Here is a 16,643-nt window from a genome sequence, read left to right on the forward strand (position 1 = left end):
CCCTCCAGGTGATGCTACCGGGGCGAGTATAGCTGAAGCGCGGCCCCATTGCTTAATCATCTGTTGACATTAACCACTTGTTAACCATGCGGTCGCCTAATGTTGACGAGTGGGGGATCACCATGTCGGCCCATGTGACGCGAGCGAAGTTGATGCCTGTTTTGGCCGATCCGGCCATTCGTTCGGCTGCGAGGCTCGCGATTCGCGCCACGGCCGTCTTACAGAGCAAAACGGCTGTCCTACGGAGCAAAGCAATGTTCGGAAAGGACGATCTAGTGGACAATCTCAGCCGCGACCTCGATCGCGTGCGCGTAAGGCGCGATGCGCTTGCATCGGAAGCCACGACCCTGACGGCCCAGATCGCCGAAATCGAAGCCCGCCTCTCGGAGGAGAAGAAAAGGCGGGAGCGTGATCGTGTCCTGGCCGAGATCGAAGCAATCAAGAGCCGAATCAAGCAAGCCGCCAGCGCCTTTGCGCCCGTCGTCGATGGTCTCTCCAAGGCGATCGAGTCGGCCGCGACAGTCGTGCCCGAGGCGCGCGATCTCAACAGTTTCCTGGTGTCGGTGGCGACCGAGATCGACAGCGTGCTCGATCCCCTGTTGCGCGGACTGGATCAGCGCGCGGATGCGGTGCGGATCGGCCAGGTCGCACTGGACCTCCCGAGTTCTGTCACTGAAGCGCCCGTCGAGCCGCCAAAAGACCACGCCGATCGCCTGCTTCGTTTCCCGGCATGGCTGTCTCGCGACAAGGAGACGGAAAAGCCGGAAACAGCGGAGAACCCGCGCAGCACCGCGGCGTGAACGGTCGGCGCGGCGCGCCTCAAACTCCCCCGTCGTCCCGGCCTTCGCCGGGACGACGGGGGAGTTTGTCGCTACTCGACCAGCGAGCCCAACAACCGGTCGTCATCCCGGGGCGTGACGAAGTCGCGAGCCCGGGATCCATCGGGCCGCAGTGACCGTTGAGAAATGGATTCTCAGATGCGCAATTGCGCATCGTAGCTCGCGCCAAGAGGCGCGCCCCGGAATGACGGAGCAAAACAACAACTCTTTAATGCCGGACATGGACCGCGAGGCAAGCAGCTCCGCTTCCTAACGCCCGCTCAGTTGGCGGTGCGGCGCAGGAAGGCGGGGATATCGAGAATGCCTTCGTCGGCCACATTGCGCGGAGAGGCGCGGCCGTAAGGATCGAGCGGCCGGGGAGCCGCCTGGCGCGCATAGTCCTGATTCGGCCTTGCCGGTTGCCCCGCGGGCGCCGCCGGGCGGAGCGGCGGGCTCTCCACTTGCGGCAGGGGTGCACCACGCTCGATGCGATCGGCGATGCGGCGGCTGTCGTTGCGCAGCCTGCCGGCGAGCTGCGTGAGCGCGGTTTCCACCGGGTGCGCCTCTTGCGCCGGGTCGAGATTGTCGATGCCCGTCGCCACCACCGAGACGCGGACGATGCCTTCAAGGCTCTCATCGAAGGACGCGCCGACGATGATGTTGGCGTCCGGATCGGCCTCGTCGCGAATGCGGGTGGCGGCTTCGTCGACCTCGAACAGCATGAGATCCCGGCCGCCGGTGATGGAGATGATGAGGCCGCTGGCGCGCTTGATCGAGGGGTTCTCGATCAATGGATTGGAAATCGCGGCCACCGCGGCGGCGAGCACGCGCTTCTCGCCGGAAGCCTCGCCCCGTCCCATCATCGCCTTGCCCTTCTCTTTCATGACGGAGAGGACGTCGGCAAAATCGAGATTGATCAGGCCTTCCTTGACGATGAGGTCGCTGATGCAGGCGACGCCCGAATAAAGCACCTGGTCGGCAAGGGCGAAGGCATCGGCGAACGTGGTCTTCTCGCTGGCCACCCGGAACAGGTTCTGGTTCGGGATGATCAGGAGGGTGTCGACCGACTTCAGCAGCTCCTCGATGCCGGCTTCGGCAAAGCGCATGCGGCGCTGGCCCTCGAAGTAGAACGGCTTGGTGACCACGCCGATGGTGAGAATGCCGAGCTCGCGCGCGGTCCTCGCGACGATCGGTGCAGCCCCGGTGCCGGTGCCGCCGCCCATGCCGGCCGTGACGAATACCATGTGTGCGCCGGCCAGATGCTCGCGGATCGTGTCGATCGCCTCCTCGGCTGCGGCGCGTCCCAGTTCGGGCTGCGAGCCGGCGCCAAGGCCCGCAGTGACCTGGGTGCCGAGCTGGATGAGGCGCTTGGCCTTCGACATGGCCAGCGCCTGCGCGTCGGTATTGGCGACGACGAACTCGACCCCCTGCAGCCCCGCCGTGATCATGTTGTTGACGGCATTGCCGCCGGCGCCGCCGACCCCGAACACGACAATGCGGGCCTTCATCTCGCGAATATCGGTATTGCCTGTCATCTGTCCCTCGAGGTCGCTCCGGCAAGCCGGGGATTTGAGAAAGTATCGAATGCTACCTACTGGCCGCGCGGTCTGCTTTGACGATGGAAGCGGCCAGACGTCCCAATCGAAGCGCGGCTTGTCCCGCGACCGAGCCGCCAGCCTGGCGACCAGTCCGCAGCTCCGCCACTTCATCTTCCAATCGTGCCGCCCACACATTGGCTGCCGTCGTCTCGGCAGCCGCCTGCACGAGCTCGACGGCAAGGCGATCGGCGCGCTCCCGCTCGCGCTCGAAATTGGCTCTGTACTGGGCTGCAATTGCTTCGAGCCGCGCGATCTCCGCCTTGCAAGCCTTGATCTCTAATGCCTCGATCTCTCGGGCCTCGATCTCTGCCATGGAGGCGGCGATGGGGGCGGCGGCGTGGCCTGCCCGGCGGCCAAGTCGCGGGCGCGGCGTATAGCGGAGTTCGGAGAAATCGACGCTCACCAGGGCCTTGCCGTCATCCGAACGCGAGCGCGGCAACCGGCGTCGCCTGGCCAGCGCACGCGCGGCCTCGCGCGAGATTTTGAGGCGGGCAGCTAGATCAGCATAACTCAACAACTCAACGGACATCGGCGCTTCTCCTGGAGCGAACCGGGAAGGCATTTCAGGCTGATGATGGCTGGGCAATGAGAGGAGGCTAGGCTGCGTTGGTTAATGGCCGGTTAACGCGCGAGCGAACGCGTTAAGTCTGTCTTGCGCAGGCAGAGATGGGGCTTGAGGGCGTTGGAGATGTTCTCGGAGGTTTCGTTGCCGGTGCCGTCATGGCAGGTGGCGAGGTTTTTCGGCCCGGGCTTGCGCTCCTGCTCCATGGCATGCCCCTCCCGGCGATACTACCGGGGCGGATATGGCGGGAAAACGGCCCACGAGCACTATGCGGCGATTGTCGATGCAGCACGCCCGCGGATTGTAGTCAGGTGAGCAAGTATCTAACGCCGACAGCGCTGAGAAAGGGCGTCCGCAAAGAAACGCATTTTTCTGATATCGTTTGAATATAGCATCAGGAGACCCGACTCGTCGTTCTCCAGCCCAACGTCTGCTTCCTTGGCGCACTCTAGCAGAAGGTCGAGTCTTCCTGCCTTTGCAAAGAATGCGACGACGGGATAATTCTCGTGATGGTGTCCTCCATAAGCGCCGCCATTGCAGCTGCTAATTGGTATACACCCAGCTGCCGACAAAGTCGCGACAGTCGCAGCTACGCCGATATCCAATCCAAGTATGCCCTCAGGGTCATCGTATAGTTCATCTGAGATCGCCTCGTATTCCGCGTCGAGATCGGTTGCAGCTTCCAGCCGAGCAACAAGTTCGGCTTCCAAGGCGCTTATTGTCTCAACATCGTCCCATGAGAGATTGCGTAAATCTTGATAATCCCGATTGCATCCAGGATTTGTTTCCGCTTCGACCTCAGCCGCTCGCGGCCAGCAGAGGCGCTGGCCATCGACGAACCGCACGATTTCCACGTCGAACAAATGATACTCGAACATATGAGTTCCATCGAGGGCGTTGATTGCGCTAAACTGACTGCTGCTTTCGATATTCGTCCGTATCGTAGCGTGCCGCCTCTAAGAGCGTGCACATCTCATCGATCATCTCCTGACGGATGTCGCTTTCGGACGCCAAATACTCGTCTACATCGAGCATACTGCTAACGCGTTTCAACGCTTTCGTTGCTAAATCACACTCGTCTATCGGTGTCGGCTCAATCGTTGCCAGATTCACCGGGTCCTTTGCCACCTCGAAGGTGGGGTTAAAACGAATTGCTATGGATACCATGTCTTCAACTGAAGCGCCGCCATGGACCCTATAGCCGAGGGCGCTCTTCACCTCCATGATTGATGGAGGGCTGTGCGCGGCCGCAAGACGAAGTAGCCATTTACAAAGTCCGACTAAGAACACCGATTGTATCCCAGCCTCCGACTTCTTCGCGTTATCGAGCGACGAAGAATCTGAGATACTGAACTTTTCAGATGAGGCAGCCTGAAACGGCGCGCATTCCGCAAGATTGAGACGATAGAGCCCGGCGAGCCGATTCAAGGTTTCAGTGTGTACATGGGCTTTGCCGACTCGAGTCGTCAGGAGCAATAACCACGGCGATTTGCGGCGCGCTTGAACTGACAATAGTCTCACAACCATGTTGTAATATGTCTCGTCAAAGCTCCCAGGCGATTGCGCGCCGAAACCATCGCACAAATCCAAATTGATGACGTCGTAAGGTCCAATTTCAGACGTCTTGTGCCAGGCGATCGAGTCCGTGTTGACGAGTTCGCGCATATCATCGGCAAGAATTTCCGATTGAGGATCGAATGAGGCCGATTTGCTCACTTCATCCAGTGATATATTCAACTCTGTCTGGTCTTCGGCCGCAGCAGCCGCGCTGTTGTTGAAGCCAAGAAAGCGGAGCTTGATTTCTCTTGGCTCGCATACGCTTGAGCCAAAGCATCTTAAATCGAGCAAATCATCGCCGGGAAGACCAAAGTAGGTGAGAGTGCGACCTTGCGTCGGAAGATCATCGAGCAGCTGTCCGATAAAGTAGCACCATTGCTCCTTCCTGACGAATTGCTTCCGTGGCTTATGCCAAGGTTGAAAACCTTTCGTCTTTGGAAATGAAAATCTGTACTCGCCCACGCTGGAAATGTTATCGGCAAAGCTTCCAGTATCGTTTCCCGCCCCTTGATCGTTCATCCCTCTCGCTCTTCCAGTATCTGATGGATAGCTCTGAGAAGAGCTTCCTGCTTCTTTTTCGTGAGTTGATCGATGAGGCCAAACGATGCAAGAACCTGCGCAATCGCCTTCAATTTTTCATCGATAATACTCGCCCTTGCTCTCTCCTTGGGAGTCTTGGGTCTTGTGCTCCGGCTTGCCACGGCTGAGCGTTGATAGACGTAGGTATCCGGATTGGTGCGTTTCGGGATGTCACCCTCAACAAGCTCCACCGATGGCGGTGCCGAAGCTGGATCGTCTGATTGCTCGGTCCAGACTTCAGACGCAACTTTCTGAATTGAGACTACGCGGGCGTCCTTCGTGCCTTCGCGCTCGTGCCGCCGTACTTGGCTCGCAGCCTTCTTTTGTACAGTCGCTAGTTGCCGCAGAGCTTCATGAAGCCATCTCGTGATATAGACGGCGTGAGGGTGTGCGTTATTGAAGGACTCGCGATCAATGTTAAGTGCACTATCAAGGCCCTCATTGACGAAGATTTCGCAGGTGATTTGTCTTAGTCGGGTTTGTTCCGAAATCTGGTATCGCATAAACGTGGGATCGAATAGAGTGCCACTCGCCCCATGAATGCGTATGAGTGACCCTTGGTGTTCGGTGGGTGAAATCTTCGGGTACCAAAAGAGGTAAGCTTCGAACTGAAGTCGACCCCCGCTTAGCTCAGGTGGCAGCTTCGGAAAGGTTTCATCACACTTCCCTACGAATACCAGAGGATGCTTTAGCGCGTGAGTTGGAGGAACGGGCAAATCTCTAAATTTGATCGGACGGGAGAGCTTAAGATCATCAATAAAGACCTCAAAGACTCCCGCAGATTTCCCTCGGATCGTCTAAGCCGATCGTGTCTCGGATCGATCCTCGTCCCTCGACGGGGTGTGCAGCGCCTTTGGGCTTGTTTGAAAGTAGGAATGTCTCGGTCCAGCCGGAGGTGGGTTGGTCGAACAAGTGTCCTTGAACGTATGGCAAGGGTACAGAGAGCCCAAGGAGCCAGACCATTCGCAGATAGTAGTCAAAGATTCGCTCGAGCTTTGGGTTTGGATTGGCTGCTTGAGTTTGGTCCCATACAGAATCAACAAGCTTTTCGAAAGCTTTGGAAGGGCTGTCAGTCTTCTCCCAAGGCAGCGATATATATTGATCGCCGGTAGGTTTGAGAAGTTTCCCGGTCCGGTCGACTCTGCCAACATGATACTTCGGTGGTTCAATGGACTGCTTTTCATCGTCAGCCGCAGTCTCTTCGTTATGTTCGATTGCTCCCCAAATCTCACGGCTTCGAAGAGTGTCCCGCGCTTGAGGGCGTATCGAATTGAGGACGATCGTGGTGCCCTGCTTCTCTACATCCGTAGCTTTTTCGCGCCAAATGACGACCTTCCCCGACTCGAATTTTTTCTCTCCGTGCGAGGGAGCTACTTCCGAATCTGCAAATTGTCTAAGCGACACCGTCGCCACAGTGCGGTGATTGTCGCCTTTGGTCTTGGTTATGATCTGGAACGAATGAGTCAGTTGGGATACGGAGAATAGGCCAATACCAATCTTCCCAATGAGTCTGCGGCCGGCCGGGCTTCGTGTGGGGTCAGTTGGCGATGTAATTCCTAGCTCTTCACCTTCGGCGTTTCGTTTGGCGCTGCCGCCGATATTAAAGAGGAGATGAGCAAGAACTGCGGGCGTCATACCCGAGCCATTGTCTTCAATTGTAATGCGCTCAAATCGCGGAACGTCGGTTTTGATAGTCACGCGGGTTGCGTCCGCGTCGTAGGCGTTCGAAATTAGTTCTCTAAGTGCGGATGCAGGTTGCCGATAGATACCGTCGGTTACGCGCGCAATGACCTGCTCGTTAGTTTGAAGCGTGGTCTGGACAACGAGTTCTCGATCCTCGCTTTGAAGGATATTTCTCGCGAGCTCCCGTTCGTCAGTGTTTTTCTGCTCGATGACTTTGATAGCCAATTTACTCTCTCAATGAACGTCTGATCGCTGCCGCGACACTCTTGGCTAGTGGAGGAGGGACTGCGTTCGAGACTTGCTCCACTTGTTCGGAGAGATTTCCCTTCAACACAAAGTTCTTGGGAAAGCCTTGTAGGAGCATCGCTTCAAATATGCTTAAGCGGCGCGTGCCGCTCGGATGGACATAAATTTCCCGGTGACCAAACGCGATTGTGGGACTCGGCTTCTGCCAGCTGAGCTGTTTGAAGCAGCGCCCGCCATGGGTTACTGCTTTCATTTTGAACCTGGGCGACACCGGATTCATCGTCCAGTGATTGGGATGATGCGGAATGTCTTCCGCCGCCAAATTTCGTGAAAAGAACTTTGGTTGGGGAAGAGCGCCTATTGCCTCTCGAACCGTCGCAAGCCCCTTTCTGCGCCTCGGACGAACAGGCTTCATAGCGACCTCGGTTCTAATGGCCGATAGCACTATTCTGCGTCGTGTTTGTGGAACCCCAAAGTCGAGAGCGCAGAGTTCCTTCGCCGTTATGTCAAACCCCAGCGCGCGTAATCCTGACAACAGACTTTGATAGGCGGCGGAGTGCTTTTTGTCGCGCATTCCGAGAACATTTTCGAACACCACAAACTCAACTTCAAAATGCTTTTGAAGCTCCTGTACGATTTCGATGTACAGCTTCGGTAGTTGATTTCGGGGATCTGATGCAGTTGCAGTCGTGTTAGCCCTGGAAAATCCCTGACACGGGGGGCCACCGATGATGCCGATCCGAGAACCGACCCCCGCTGCCTGTTTGACAATCGAAGCAACACCTTTGGGACCAAGCGCGATCAAATCCCCGGCCGTAGCGGTCGCGCCCGGAAAATTCCGTTTATGCGTCTCAATCGCTGCTGGAGAGATATCGAAAGCTGCACTGAGTTCGAAGCCCGCCGACTTGAATCCGTGATCGAGACCACCGGCGCCGGAAAAGAGGCTCACGATCTTTGGAAGCTTGGACGTCTTGCGTTGGGAGTCAGTTCGTCGTTGCTGCGCCTTCGTCATCAGTCTTGATCTAACCGGTAGGGGTCGCTTGCAGGTACTAAGCGGCTCGCTTCTGCAACCGAGAGTATACAGGGAGGGGCGTTACGTCCAATTGTTGCTGTTCATGGTAAAAAACGTATTAAAATTCAGCGGCTTGATTGGAGGTCCGCGGCGCGAGCTATAGGGATGGATACGATATCAACGATTCGGCGGAGCGCGAATATGGCGGCGATCCGCTCAAAAAACACACGTCCAGAGATTGTCGTTCGCCGTTTTCTGTTCGGCGCCGGACTCCGGTTTCGACTGCATGCGAAAGCGCTTCCGGGAAAACCAGACATCATTTTTCCGTCGCGGCGGATCGCAGTCTTTGTTCATGGCTGTTTTTGGCATGGGTGTACGAAGTGCGTGGACGGGAAACGTAGGGTGAAATCCAATTCGAAATACTGGACCGAGAAGGTTAGCGGGAACCGATTGCGCGACACCAGGAATAAGAGGGCGCTGCGGGCCGAGGGATGGAAGTGTGTGACAATATGGGAATGCGAAGTCTCGAAGCCGAACCGGTTGCGCAGTCTCCTTGAGACTATTGTTTCCCATTCGAGCGCATAGCTCCAAAAACAAAAACGGCCGGATCTTTCGATCCGGCCGTCACGCAAAACTCAACTGGCTAAGCCTTACGCCACGCGACGCAACTTAGCCCCCGCCCAAACTTTCAAATGGCTTAGCTCGCCTTCTTCGCCGGCTCGCCGCCGACCTTCTTCTGGATCTGGCGCTTCAGCTCGAGCGCGCGCGGCGACAGGGCGTCGGCGTTGGCCTTGAGCAGGAAGGCATCGAGGCCGCCATTGTGGTCGACGCTCTTGACCGCGTTGGTGGAGACGCGCAGGCGCACGTTGCGCTCGAGGGCTTCGCTGATGAACGTCACGTTGACGAGGTTCGGCAGGAAGCGGCGCTTGGTCTTGATGTTGGAGTGGCTGACCTTGTGGCCGACGAGGGGGCCCTTGGCCGTCAGTTCGCAGCGGCGAGACATGGCAAAAATCCTTATCCTTTCCCCCAAGCGTTGCGGCGGCCATTCGGGGCGCCACGGGGGTCGTAAATTCTCTGTCCTTGCAGGGAGCGGGCGGACGTATAGGGGGGAAGGGGCGGGTAGTCAAGGCGACGGGGCCGAAAGGCCCTGTCGTCCCGGGGCGCGCGGGAGCGCGAACCCGGGATCTTGGGCCGCAGGGGAGGTGCGCTCCCTCTCCCGCTTGCGGGGGAGGGCGGGGTGGGGGTGCCTCCGCGGCGAAGGGCGGTCGATATCACGGTTGGTGTCTCCGCGTGGAGAGAGCCCTCACCCGCGCCTTCGGCGCGACCTCTCCCGCAAGCGGGAGAGGTGTTCGAGCCCGCGGCGGCCCGATCACGAAAACGGCAATGATTGAAATGCCTTACCACCACATAAAGGGCGTATTCGGCCGCGAAGAGGGAGGCTGAGTTCCCGGCCTTTCGTGCCCGGATCATTGTTTGCCGCGATTTTCCGCTTAAGTAACAGCCACTCGCATCCCGATTGGATCGTTTCGTGCCCTTTTCCCCCCTTATCCCGCAACGGTTGCGCCTCGCCGGCAGGCTCGCCTTGGCTGCCCTCGGTGGGCTGACCCTGGCGTGGGGGGCCGCGCCCGCCGCGGCGCAGGGCAAGCTCGAGGCGCAGTATGAGGCGACGCTGGCGGGCATTCCCGTCGGCCGGGGCGCCTGGAACATCGACATCCAGGACGATGTGTTTTCCGCTGCGGCAAGCGGCGGCACCACGGGCATCCTGAAGTCCTTCACGGGCGGGTCCGGCACCGGCGCCAGCCAGGGGCGGGTGCTCAATGGTGCGCTGGTCGCGACCGGCTACCAGGCCTCCACCATCACCTCGAAGAAGAAAGAGGAGATCCACATTGTCCTCGACAAGGGCAATGTGAAGGAGTTCGGCATCGTGCCGGAGCCGCCGGTCGATCCCGACCGCATCGTCGTCACCGACGCCCATCGCCGCGGCATCTGGGACCCGATGACGGCCTCGCTGCTGCGCGTGCCCGGCAATGGCGATCCGGTGTCGCCGGAGGCCTGCCACAACGGCGCGCCGGTGTTCGACGGCCGCATGCGCTACGACCTCAAGCTCGATTTCAAGCGCATGGAAATGGTGAAGGCGGAGAAGGGCTATCGCGGCCCGGTCGTGGTCTGCGCGCTGTATTTCGTGCCGGTCGCCGGCTACATCCCCGATCGTCCCGTGATCAAATACCTCGCCGCCCAGCGCAACATCGAGATCGCGTTCGCGCCGATCGCGGGCACGCGGGTCCTGGTTCCGTTCTGGCTGAAAGTGCCGACGCCCTTGGGGCCGGCGATGCTGGAAGCGACGAGCTTCATCACGGCACCGCAGCCGCCAAGGGTCGCGAAGACGCAGTAGGCGCCGCGCTGCCGTCGCTGCGTAGCCTGGATGGAGCGAAGCGCAATCCGGGATTTTCACCCGCTGCTCCCCGCATTCCGCTGCGCTCCATGCGGGCTACGATGTCCCGTCATTCCGGGGCGCGACGAAGTCGCGAGCCCGGAATCCATCAAGCCGCAGAGCTTGTCTCCCAATGGATTCCGGGCCCGCGCCTGACGGCGCGTCCCGGAATGACGAGAAGGAGCGTTTGGCACGCCGCCTCAACGCCTTACGCGCCGTCACCCCGTCCACCCGTTCTACTTTGCATGGGGTTGTTTTCGCGAAAATGCGTGAGGGCAGGCAGCGGGAATCCAATTGACTCCGCCCCGATTCTGATTCGACTCCGCGCCATCCCCAATTTTAAGGAATTCGCCCGCAAATGATCGCTTGTGCGGCGGAGCAAAACTCCATCTAGTGCGCAACCAAGAGGCGTCCCGCGACATGTTGCGTGAACGTAACAGGAAGCAAAGGGGAGTCAGCGATTCGGCCGCGATTCGTTCTAGAGTCGTTCCGAGGCTTAAGAAGAGCGGAAAAAGCGTCGCAAAGTGAGACAGTTGGCCGGGATTTTTAGGGAGCTCTCCTGCTCCCTCTCCCCGTCCTTACGGGGAGAGGGTTGGGGTGAGCGGCTGCTTCCACGGATTCGGTGATGGCTGGACTAGCGGAGACTCCCCCTCACCCGAATTCGAGCTGCGCTCGAATTCGACCTCTCCCCGCAAGCGGGGCGAGGTGACTTCCAAGCGCTTCGCGCCTCCAGCGACAACGGCTTCGCCGTTGCGCGGGGATGACGGGGACGGATCCAGCTCGAGCCGCCCCGCCGCCCCAAAACGGCACTGACAATCGCCCAAATCGCCACTACCTAATCCGCTAGTCATGGCCTTTCCTCCTTCCCCCTTCGCTTCCGAGCGCGCTCCCGGCGCTGGCGTCACTGCGGTGCTCGGGCCGACCAACACCGGCAAGACCCATCTCGCCATCGAGCGGATGCTCGCGCATTCCAGTGGCATGATCGGGCTGCCGCTGCGCCTGCTCGCGCGCGAGGTCTACAACAAGATCGTCGATCGGGTTGGTGCTGAAGCCGTCGCGCTGATCACGGGCGAGGAGAAGATCAAGCCGAAGAACCCGCGCTACTGGGTCTCGACCGTCGAGGCGATGCCACGCGACCTCGACGTCTCGTTCCTCGCCGTCGACGAGGTGCAGATCGCCGCCGATCTCGAACGCGGCCACGTCTTCACCGACCGCATCCTCAACCGCCGCGGCCGCGACGAGACGCTGCTGCTGGGCGCTGCGACGATGCGCCCCATCATCGAACGGCTGCTGCCAGGCGTGTCCATGATCACGCGGCCGCGCCTGTCCAGCCTCGAATTCGCTGGTGACCGCAAGATCACGCGCCAGCCGCGGCGCACCGCGATCGTCGCGTTCTCCGCCGATGAAGTCTACGCCATCGCCGAGCTGATCCGTCGCCAGCATGGCGGCGCGGCCGTTGTGCTCGGCTCGCTGTCGCCGCGCACGCGCAATGCGCAGGTCGCGATGTTCCAGAACGGCGACGTCGATTATCTCGTCGCCACCGATGCGATCGGCATGGGCCTCAATCTCGACGTCGACCACGTCGCCTTCGCCTCCGACCGCAAGTTCGACGGCTACCAGTTCCGCCGCCTCACGCCGGCCGAGTTCGCGCAGATCGCGGGCCGCGCCGGCCGCGCCACGCGCAACGGTACTTTCGGAACGACAGGCCGCTGCGCGCCGTTCGAGCCCGAACTCGTCAACGCGCTCCAGAACCACACCTTCGACGCCGTGAAGATGCTGCAATGGCGGAACTCGAAGCTGGATTTCGCCTCGCTCGGCGCGCTCCAGGTCTCGCTGAACCTGGCGCCCGGCCATGAGGCACTGACGCGCGCGCCGATCGCCGAGGACATGCGCGTGCTCGATCACGCCGCCCGCGACGTCGAGGTGCGCGACAAGGCGCACGGCAAGGCGGCGGTGGAACGGCTGTGGGAGGCCTGCCAGATACCGGACTACCGGAAACTGTCGCCAGCGGCCCATGCCGAGCTGGTGACCACGCTCTACGGCTTCCTGATGGACAAGGGCTGCATCCCCGATAACTGGTTCGCAGCCCAGGTCGACCAGGCCGACCGGATCGACGGCGACATCGACACGCTGTCGGGCCGGATCGCGCAGATCCGCACCTGGACCTTCGCCGCCAACCGCCCGGACTGGCTCAAAGACCCCGAACACTGGCAGGGGATCACGCGGGAGGTCGAAAATAAATTGTCAGATGCGCTCCATGAACGGCTGACGGAGCGTTTCGTTGATCGTCGGACCAGTGTATTGATGCGCCGCCTGCGGGAGAACACGAGCTTGAATACTGAAATCGGCAAGACCGGCGAAGTCATCGTCGAAGGCCATGTCATCGGCCGCCTCGATGGCTTCACCTTTGCACCGGATGCGGCGGAAGCCGGCTCCGATGCGAAAGCCTTGCAGGCCGCAGCGCAGGCCGTGCTCGCCGGCGAGATCAACACGCGCGCGGAAAAGCTCTCCGGAGCACCCGATGAGCAGTTCGTGCTGACCTCCGAGGGCATCATCCGCTGGACCGGCGATGCGGTGGCGCGCCTCGTCGCCGCAGAGGAGGCGCTGCATCCGCGCATCCGCATCATCTCCGACGAGCGCCTGACCGGCAGCCCACGCGAGAAGGTGCAGGCCCGGCTCGATCTCTGGCTCAAGACGCATATCGAAAAGCTGCTCGGGCCGATGTTCGAGCTCAGCAAGGCCGAGGACGTCACCGGCATTGCCCGCGGCATCGCCTATCAGCTCGTCGAGGCGCTCGGCGTGCTCGAGCGTCCGAAGATCGCCAATGAGCTGAAGGATCTCGACCAGCCCTCGCGCGCCACGTTGCGGAAGTACGGCGTCCGCTTCGGCGCCTATCACATCTATTTCCCCGGCCTCTTGAAGCCCGCCGCGCGTGCGCTCGCCGCGCTGCTCTGGGCGCTGAAGCAGGACAATGTCGACCTGTCGGCGCTGTCGGGCGCGCAGCATCTGGCGAGCTCGGGCCGCACCTCGTTCCCGGTCGACAAGGCGCTGCCGCGCGATGCCTATCGCGTGCTCGGCTACAAACAGGCCGGCGAGCGCGCCGTGCGCGTCGATATCCTGGAGCGGCTCGCCGATTTGATCCGTCCGGCGCTGGCCTGGCGCGAAAGCTCGCCCGGCGAAAAGCCCGCCGGTGCGTTCGACGGCCGCGGCTTTGTGGTGACGCAGGCGATGACCTCGCTCACCGGCTCCGCCGGCGAAGATTTCGCCTCGGTGCTGCGCGCGCTCGGCTATCGCATGGACAAGCGCGCGCCGCTGCCGCCGAAGCCGGTGGCGACGGAGGCGCCCGCTGCGGAGACACCGGCTGGCGAGGGCGCCGCTGAAGTGGTTGCCGAGGTCGCTGCGAGCGAGACGCCTGTCGAGGAGACCGCTGCCTCCACTGATGCGGCAATCGAGCCGGTTGTCGAGGCCGTCACGGTCGAAGACGCGCCCGGCATGGAACAGCACGACGAGCCCGCGCATGAGGCCGTGCCTGCGCTCGAGGCCTCGCCTGATGCGCCCGTCACGCCGGAAGATGCCCCTGGCATCGCGCCGCCGGCCGAGGAAGCCGCGACGCCTGCCGAGCCCACCGGCCTCGAGGCTGCCGCCGCTGAAACTGCTGCGACGGAAGCCGCAGCATCGGCCGATGCCGCCGCGCCCGTGGAGGCCGCGGCCACGCCCGCCGAGCCTGAGCTCGTCGAGGTCTGGCGTCCCGGCGGCCGTCACGAGGACCGCAAGCCGCGCCACGAGCGCCATCGTCACCAACGTCACCACCAGCCGCGCCCGCAGGCGGGCGCCGAAGCTGGCGCTGCGCCTGCCGAAGGCGAGGCCGCGCAGGCCGCCGATGGCGAGAAGCGTGGCGAGCGCCATCGTCATGGCGGGCATCGGAAAGATTTCCGCAAGGGCCGCGAAGAGGGCGGCCAGGGCGGTGATCGCCGCGAGCCGCGTGGTGACGACAAGAACCGCCGCTTCGAGGGCAAGGATCGCGATCGTAGCAAGGGCAAGTTCGGCGAGCGCGAGGGTGGCCGCGAGCATCGTGGCCGCGACCGCGACAAGGGCCGCGATCGCCGCGACCGCGAGTCCGGTCCGTCGCTCCGTCCCTACGCCTCGAGTGCGAACCCGCGCGAGCGCGATCGTCCGATCGATCCGAACTCGCCCTTCGCAAAGCTCGCCGCGCTGAAAGAGCAGCTCGCGGGGCGCAAGGAGTAATCCCACGACGACCGAGCGCCAGCGTCTCGACAAATGGCTGTGGCATGCGCGGGTGGTGAAGGCGCGGACCTCGGCGGCCGAGCTCGTCGAGTCCGGCCATGTGCGCGTCAACGGCGTGCGCGAGACCTCGCCGGGGCACGCGATCAAGATCGGCGACGTCCTCACCATCGCGCTCGATCGCGCCGTGCGCGTCTTGAAGGTCACCGCTTTTAACGAGCGTCGTGGCGATGCGGCCTCCGCACGCGTGCTCTACGAGGAAGTCGGTGACGTAAAGCGCAATTAATTGCGCCTTGAATTCATTTCTTGGCTGATCAAACGCGGAAAGCCGTCATGATCGCCGCTGTCGATCTTGCAGCGCCGGGCCATCCGCGCTACGCAAGCCCCGACTTTTAAAAGAGCTTTTCGGAGCGTTCGATGACTTACGTCGTCACTGAGAACTGCATCAAGTGCAAGTACACCGACTGCGTCGAGGTCTGCCCGGTCGACTGCTTCTACGAGGGTGACAACATGCTGGTCATCCATCCTGACGAATGCATCGACTGCGGCGTGTGCGAGCCGGAATGCCCCGCCGACGCCATCAAGCCGGACACGGAACCGGGCCTGGAGAAGTGGCTCGAGGTCAACGCCGAATACGCCAAGACCTGGCCGAACATCACCCAGAAGAAAGAATCACCCGCCGACGCCAAGGAATTCGACGGCATGCAGGGCAAGTTCGAGAAATATTTTTCTCCGAATCCCGGCTCTGGTGACTAATTCGCGCCCAAACTTAACCCTAATACCTTCGTCGGCGCCGAAAACCAGCCCGAAAAGCCCCTAAATCATTGATTTTTGCGGGAAATGTGCTATATTGGGCACATTAAGCCGAACCCCGTCAGCCCGTTTGGCCCATCTGGGTTCCCGTGAAACCAAATGTCGAACAGGGGCGTGGCAGTTTCCGCGCGCAGGCTGTGTCACAGAAAACGCGTAAAAAGAGTACTTCAGCGAGGGCTTCCCATAAGGAGGCCAAAAAAGTCGCCGCGGCGAGCCGTAGCGCATCCAAGGGCCGTGCCGCCACGAAGGCGTCGGCTGCAAAGTCCTCCAAGAACAAAAGAAGTGCGATGCCGAACAAGCCTGTGAAAACTGCCGCGAAAGCGACCGTTTCGAAGCCTGCCGCTGCCAAGACTGCTGCCGCCAAGCCCGCGCCGAAGGCGCCTGTTGCTGCCGCCCCTGCCAAGGCCCCCGTCGCTGCCAAGCCGGCCGTGAAGCCCGTTGCTGCGCCGAAGGTCGAGGAGAAGAAGGTCGTGACCCAGCGCCAGGGGTTCAAGGCCAACGAATTCGTCGTCTATCCCGCTCACGGCGTCGGCCAGATCCTGGCCATCGAGGAGCAGGAGATCGCCGGTGCCAAGCTCGAGCTGTTCGTCATCAACTTCATCAAGGACAAGATGACGCTGCGCGTTCCGACCGCGAAGGTCGCCAACGTCGGCATGCGCAAGCTGTCCGAGCCCGCGCTGGTGAAGAAGGCGCTGGAAACCCTGAAGGGCCGCGCCCGCGTCAAGCGCACCATGTGGTCGCGCCGCGCCCAGGAGTACGAAGCAAAGATCAATTCGGGCGACATCGTCGCGATCGCGGAAGTCGTGCGCGACCTCTATCGTTCCGAGTCGCAGCCCGAGCAGTCCTACTCTGAACGCCAGCTTTATGAAGCGGCGCTCGATCGCCTGTCCCGCGAGATCGCGGTGGTGCAGCACTCGACCGAGACCGAAGCGATCAAGGAGATCGAGGCCCAGCTCGCCAAGAGCCCGCGCCGCACCAACGCCAAGGCGGAAGCCACTGAGGGCGAGGGCGATGCGGACAGCGAGAGCGATGCCGACGATACCGACGGCGACGACAGCACGGTCGCCGACGAGGCAGCGTAAGCGCCACGCGTCGATCGCAA

Annotated in this window: 15 protein-coding genes and 1 pseudogene; 7 read left to right on the plus strand and 9 right to left on the minus strand. The window is 61.3% G+C overall.

The features are described 5' to 3' along the window. Positions 1-254: 254 nt before the first annotated feature. A complete protein-coding gene (locus tag K289_RS0121575; protein ID WP_245283972.1) occupies positions 255-800 on the plus strand; it encodes a hypothetical protein in 546 nt (181 codons plus the stop codon). 299 nt (positions 801-1,099) lie between these two features. Here the strand turns inward: K289_RS0121575 and ftsZ are convergent, their stop codons facing one another. The 8 genes from ftsZ to K289_RS0121610 form a co-directional block, all read right to left on the minus strand. Beyond that, a complete protein-coding gene (ftsZ, locus tag K289_RS0121580) occupies positions 1,100-2,353 on the minus strand; it encodes a cell division protein FtsZ (protein ID WP_027553440.1) in 1,254 nt (417 codons plus the stop codon). Positions 2,354-2,405: 52 nt separating this feature from the next. Further along, complete coding sequence (locus tag K289_RS0121585; protein WP_027553441.1) at positions 2,406-2,945, minus strand: hypothetical protein; 540 nt, start codon at positions 2,943-2,945, stop codon at positions 2,406-2,408. A gap of 92 nt (positions 2,946-3,037) precedes the next feature. Then, complete coding sequence (locus K289_RS50605) at positions 3,038-3,184, minus strand: hypothetical protein (protein WP_156918099.1); 147 nt, start codon at positions 3,182-3,184, stop codon at positions 3,038-3,040. A gap of 117 nt (positions 3,185-3,301) precedes the next feature. Beyond that, positions 3,302-3,856: a hypothetical protein gene (locus K289_RS0121595; RefSeq protein WP_027553442.1), complete on the minus strand. Its 555-nt coding sequence runs from the start codon at positions 3,854-3,856 to the stop codon at positions 3,302-3,304. Between the two features lie 28 nt (positions 3,857-3,884). Continuing rightward, positions 3,885-5,054 (minus strand): hypothetical protein, encoded by a 1,170-nt coding sequence (locus K289_RS0121600; RefSeq protein WP_035685406.1) that lies wholly within the window; start codon positions 5,052-5,054, stop codon positions 3,885-3,887. After that, the gene (locus tag K289_RS48795) at positions 5,051-5,617 is read right to left on the minus strand and encodes a hypothetical protein (protein WP_051310721.1); all 567 of its coding nucleotides are present in this window, start codon (positions 5,615-5,617) and stop codon (positions 5,051-5,053) included. Before K289_RS48795 ends, K289_RS0121600 begins: the two co-directional genes overlap by 4 nt. Before the next feature lie 262 nt (positions 5,618-5,879). Beyond that, positions 5,880-7,022 carry an ATP-binding protein gene (locus tag K289_RS48800; protein WP_051310722.1) on the minus strand — a complete coding sequence of 381 codons (1,143 nt, stop codon included), beginning with the start codon at positions 7,020-7,022 and terminating at the stop codon, positions 5,880-5,882. A 1-nt stretch (position 7,023) separates the two neighbouring features. Next, entirely contained in the window at positions 7,024-8,055 is a 1,032-nt protein-coding gene (locus tag K289_RS0121610) for a DNA cytosine methyltransferase (protein ID WP_051310724.1), read from the minus strand. A 165-nt stretch (positions 8,056-8,220) separates the two neighbouring features. On the opposite strand from K289_RS0121610, the gene K289_RS48805 reads away from it, so the two are divergent. After that, entirely contained in the window at positions 8,221-8,640 is a 420-nt protein-coding gene (locus tag K289_RS48805; protein ID WP_084788671.1) for a very short patch repair endonuclease, read from the plus strand. A 112-nt stretch (positions 8,641-8,752) separates the two neighbouring features. On the opposite strand, the gene rpmB is transcribed toward K289_RS48805, so the two are convergent. Next, entirely contained in the window at positions 8,753-9,058 is a 306-nt protein-coding gene (rpmB, locus tag K289_RS0121615) for a 50S ribosomal protein L28 (RefSeq protein ID WP_027553445.1), read from the minus strand. Positions 9,059-9,637: 579 nt separating this feature from the next. On the opposite strand from rpmB, the gene K289_RS0121620 reads away from it, so the two are divergent. The 5 genes and pseudogenes from K289_RS0121620 to K289_RS0121645 all read left to right on the plus strand — a co-directional run bounded on the left by K289_RS0121620 (position 9,638) and on the right by K289_RS0121645 (position 16,623). Beyond that, positions 9,638-10,447, plus strand: coding sequence for a DUF3108 domain-containing protein (locus K289_RS0121620; RefSeq protein WP_027553446.1), 810 nt, complete (start codon positions 9,638-9,640; stop codon positions 10,445-10,447). Positions 10,448-11,335: 888 nt separating this feature from the next. Next, the gene (locus K289_RS0121625; protein WP_027553447.1) at positions 11,336-14,731 is read left to right on the plus strand and encodes a helicase-related protein; all 3,396 of its coding nucleotides are present in this window, start codon (positions 11,336-11,338) and stop codon (positions 14,729-14,731) included. A 13-nt stretch (positions 14,732-14,744) separates the two neighbouring features. After that, positions 14,745-15,014 (plus strand): annotated as a pseudogene (locus K289_RS0121630) (RNA-binding S4 domain-containing protein); the annotation flags it as partial. 131 nt (positions 15,015-15,145) lie between these two features. Next, positions 15,146-15,484, plus strand: a complete 339-nt coding sequence (gene fdxA / locus K289_RS0121640; protein WP_027553449.1) for a ferredoxin FdxA — start codon at positions 15,146-15,148, stop codon at positions 15,482-15,484. A 344-nt stretch (positions 15,485-15,828) separates the two neighbouring features. After that, the gene (locus K289_RS0121645; protein ID WP_084788672.1) at positions 15,829-16,623 is read left to right on the plus strand and encodes a CarD family transcriptional regulator; all 795 of its coding nucleotides are present in this window, start codon (positions 15,829-15,831) and stop codon (positions 16,621-16,623) included. The last annotated feature ends 20 nt before the right edge of the window (positions 16,624-16,643 follow it).

It is taken from the genome of Bradyrhizobium sp. Cp5.3 (assembly GCF_000426265.1).
GTDB lineage: Bacteria > Pseudomonadota > Alphaproteobacteria > Rhizobiales > Xanthobacteraceae > Bradyrhizobium > Bradyrhizobium neotropicale.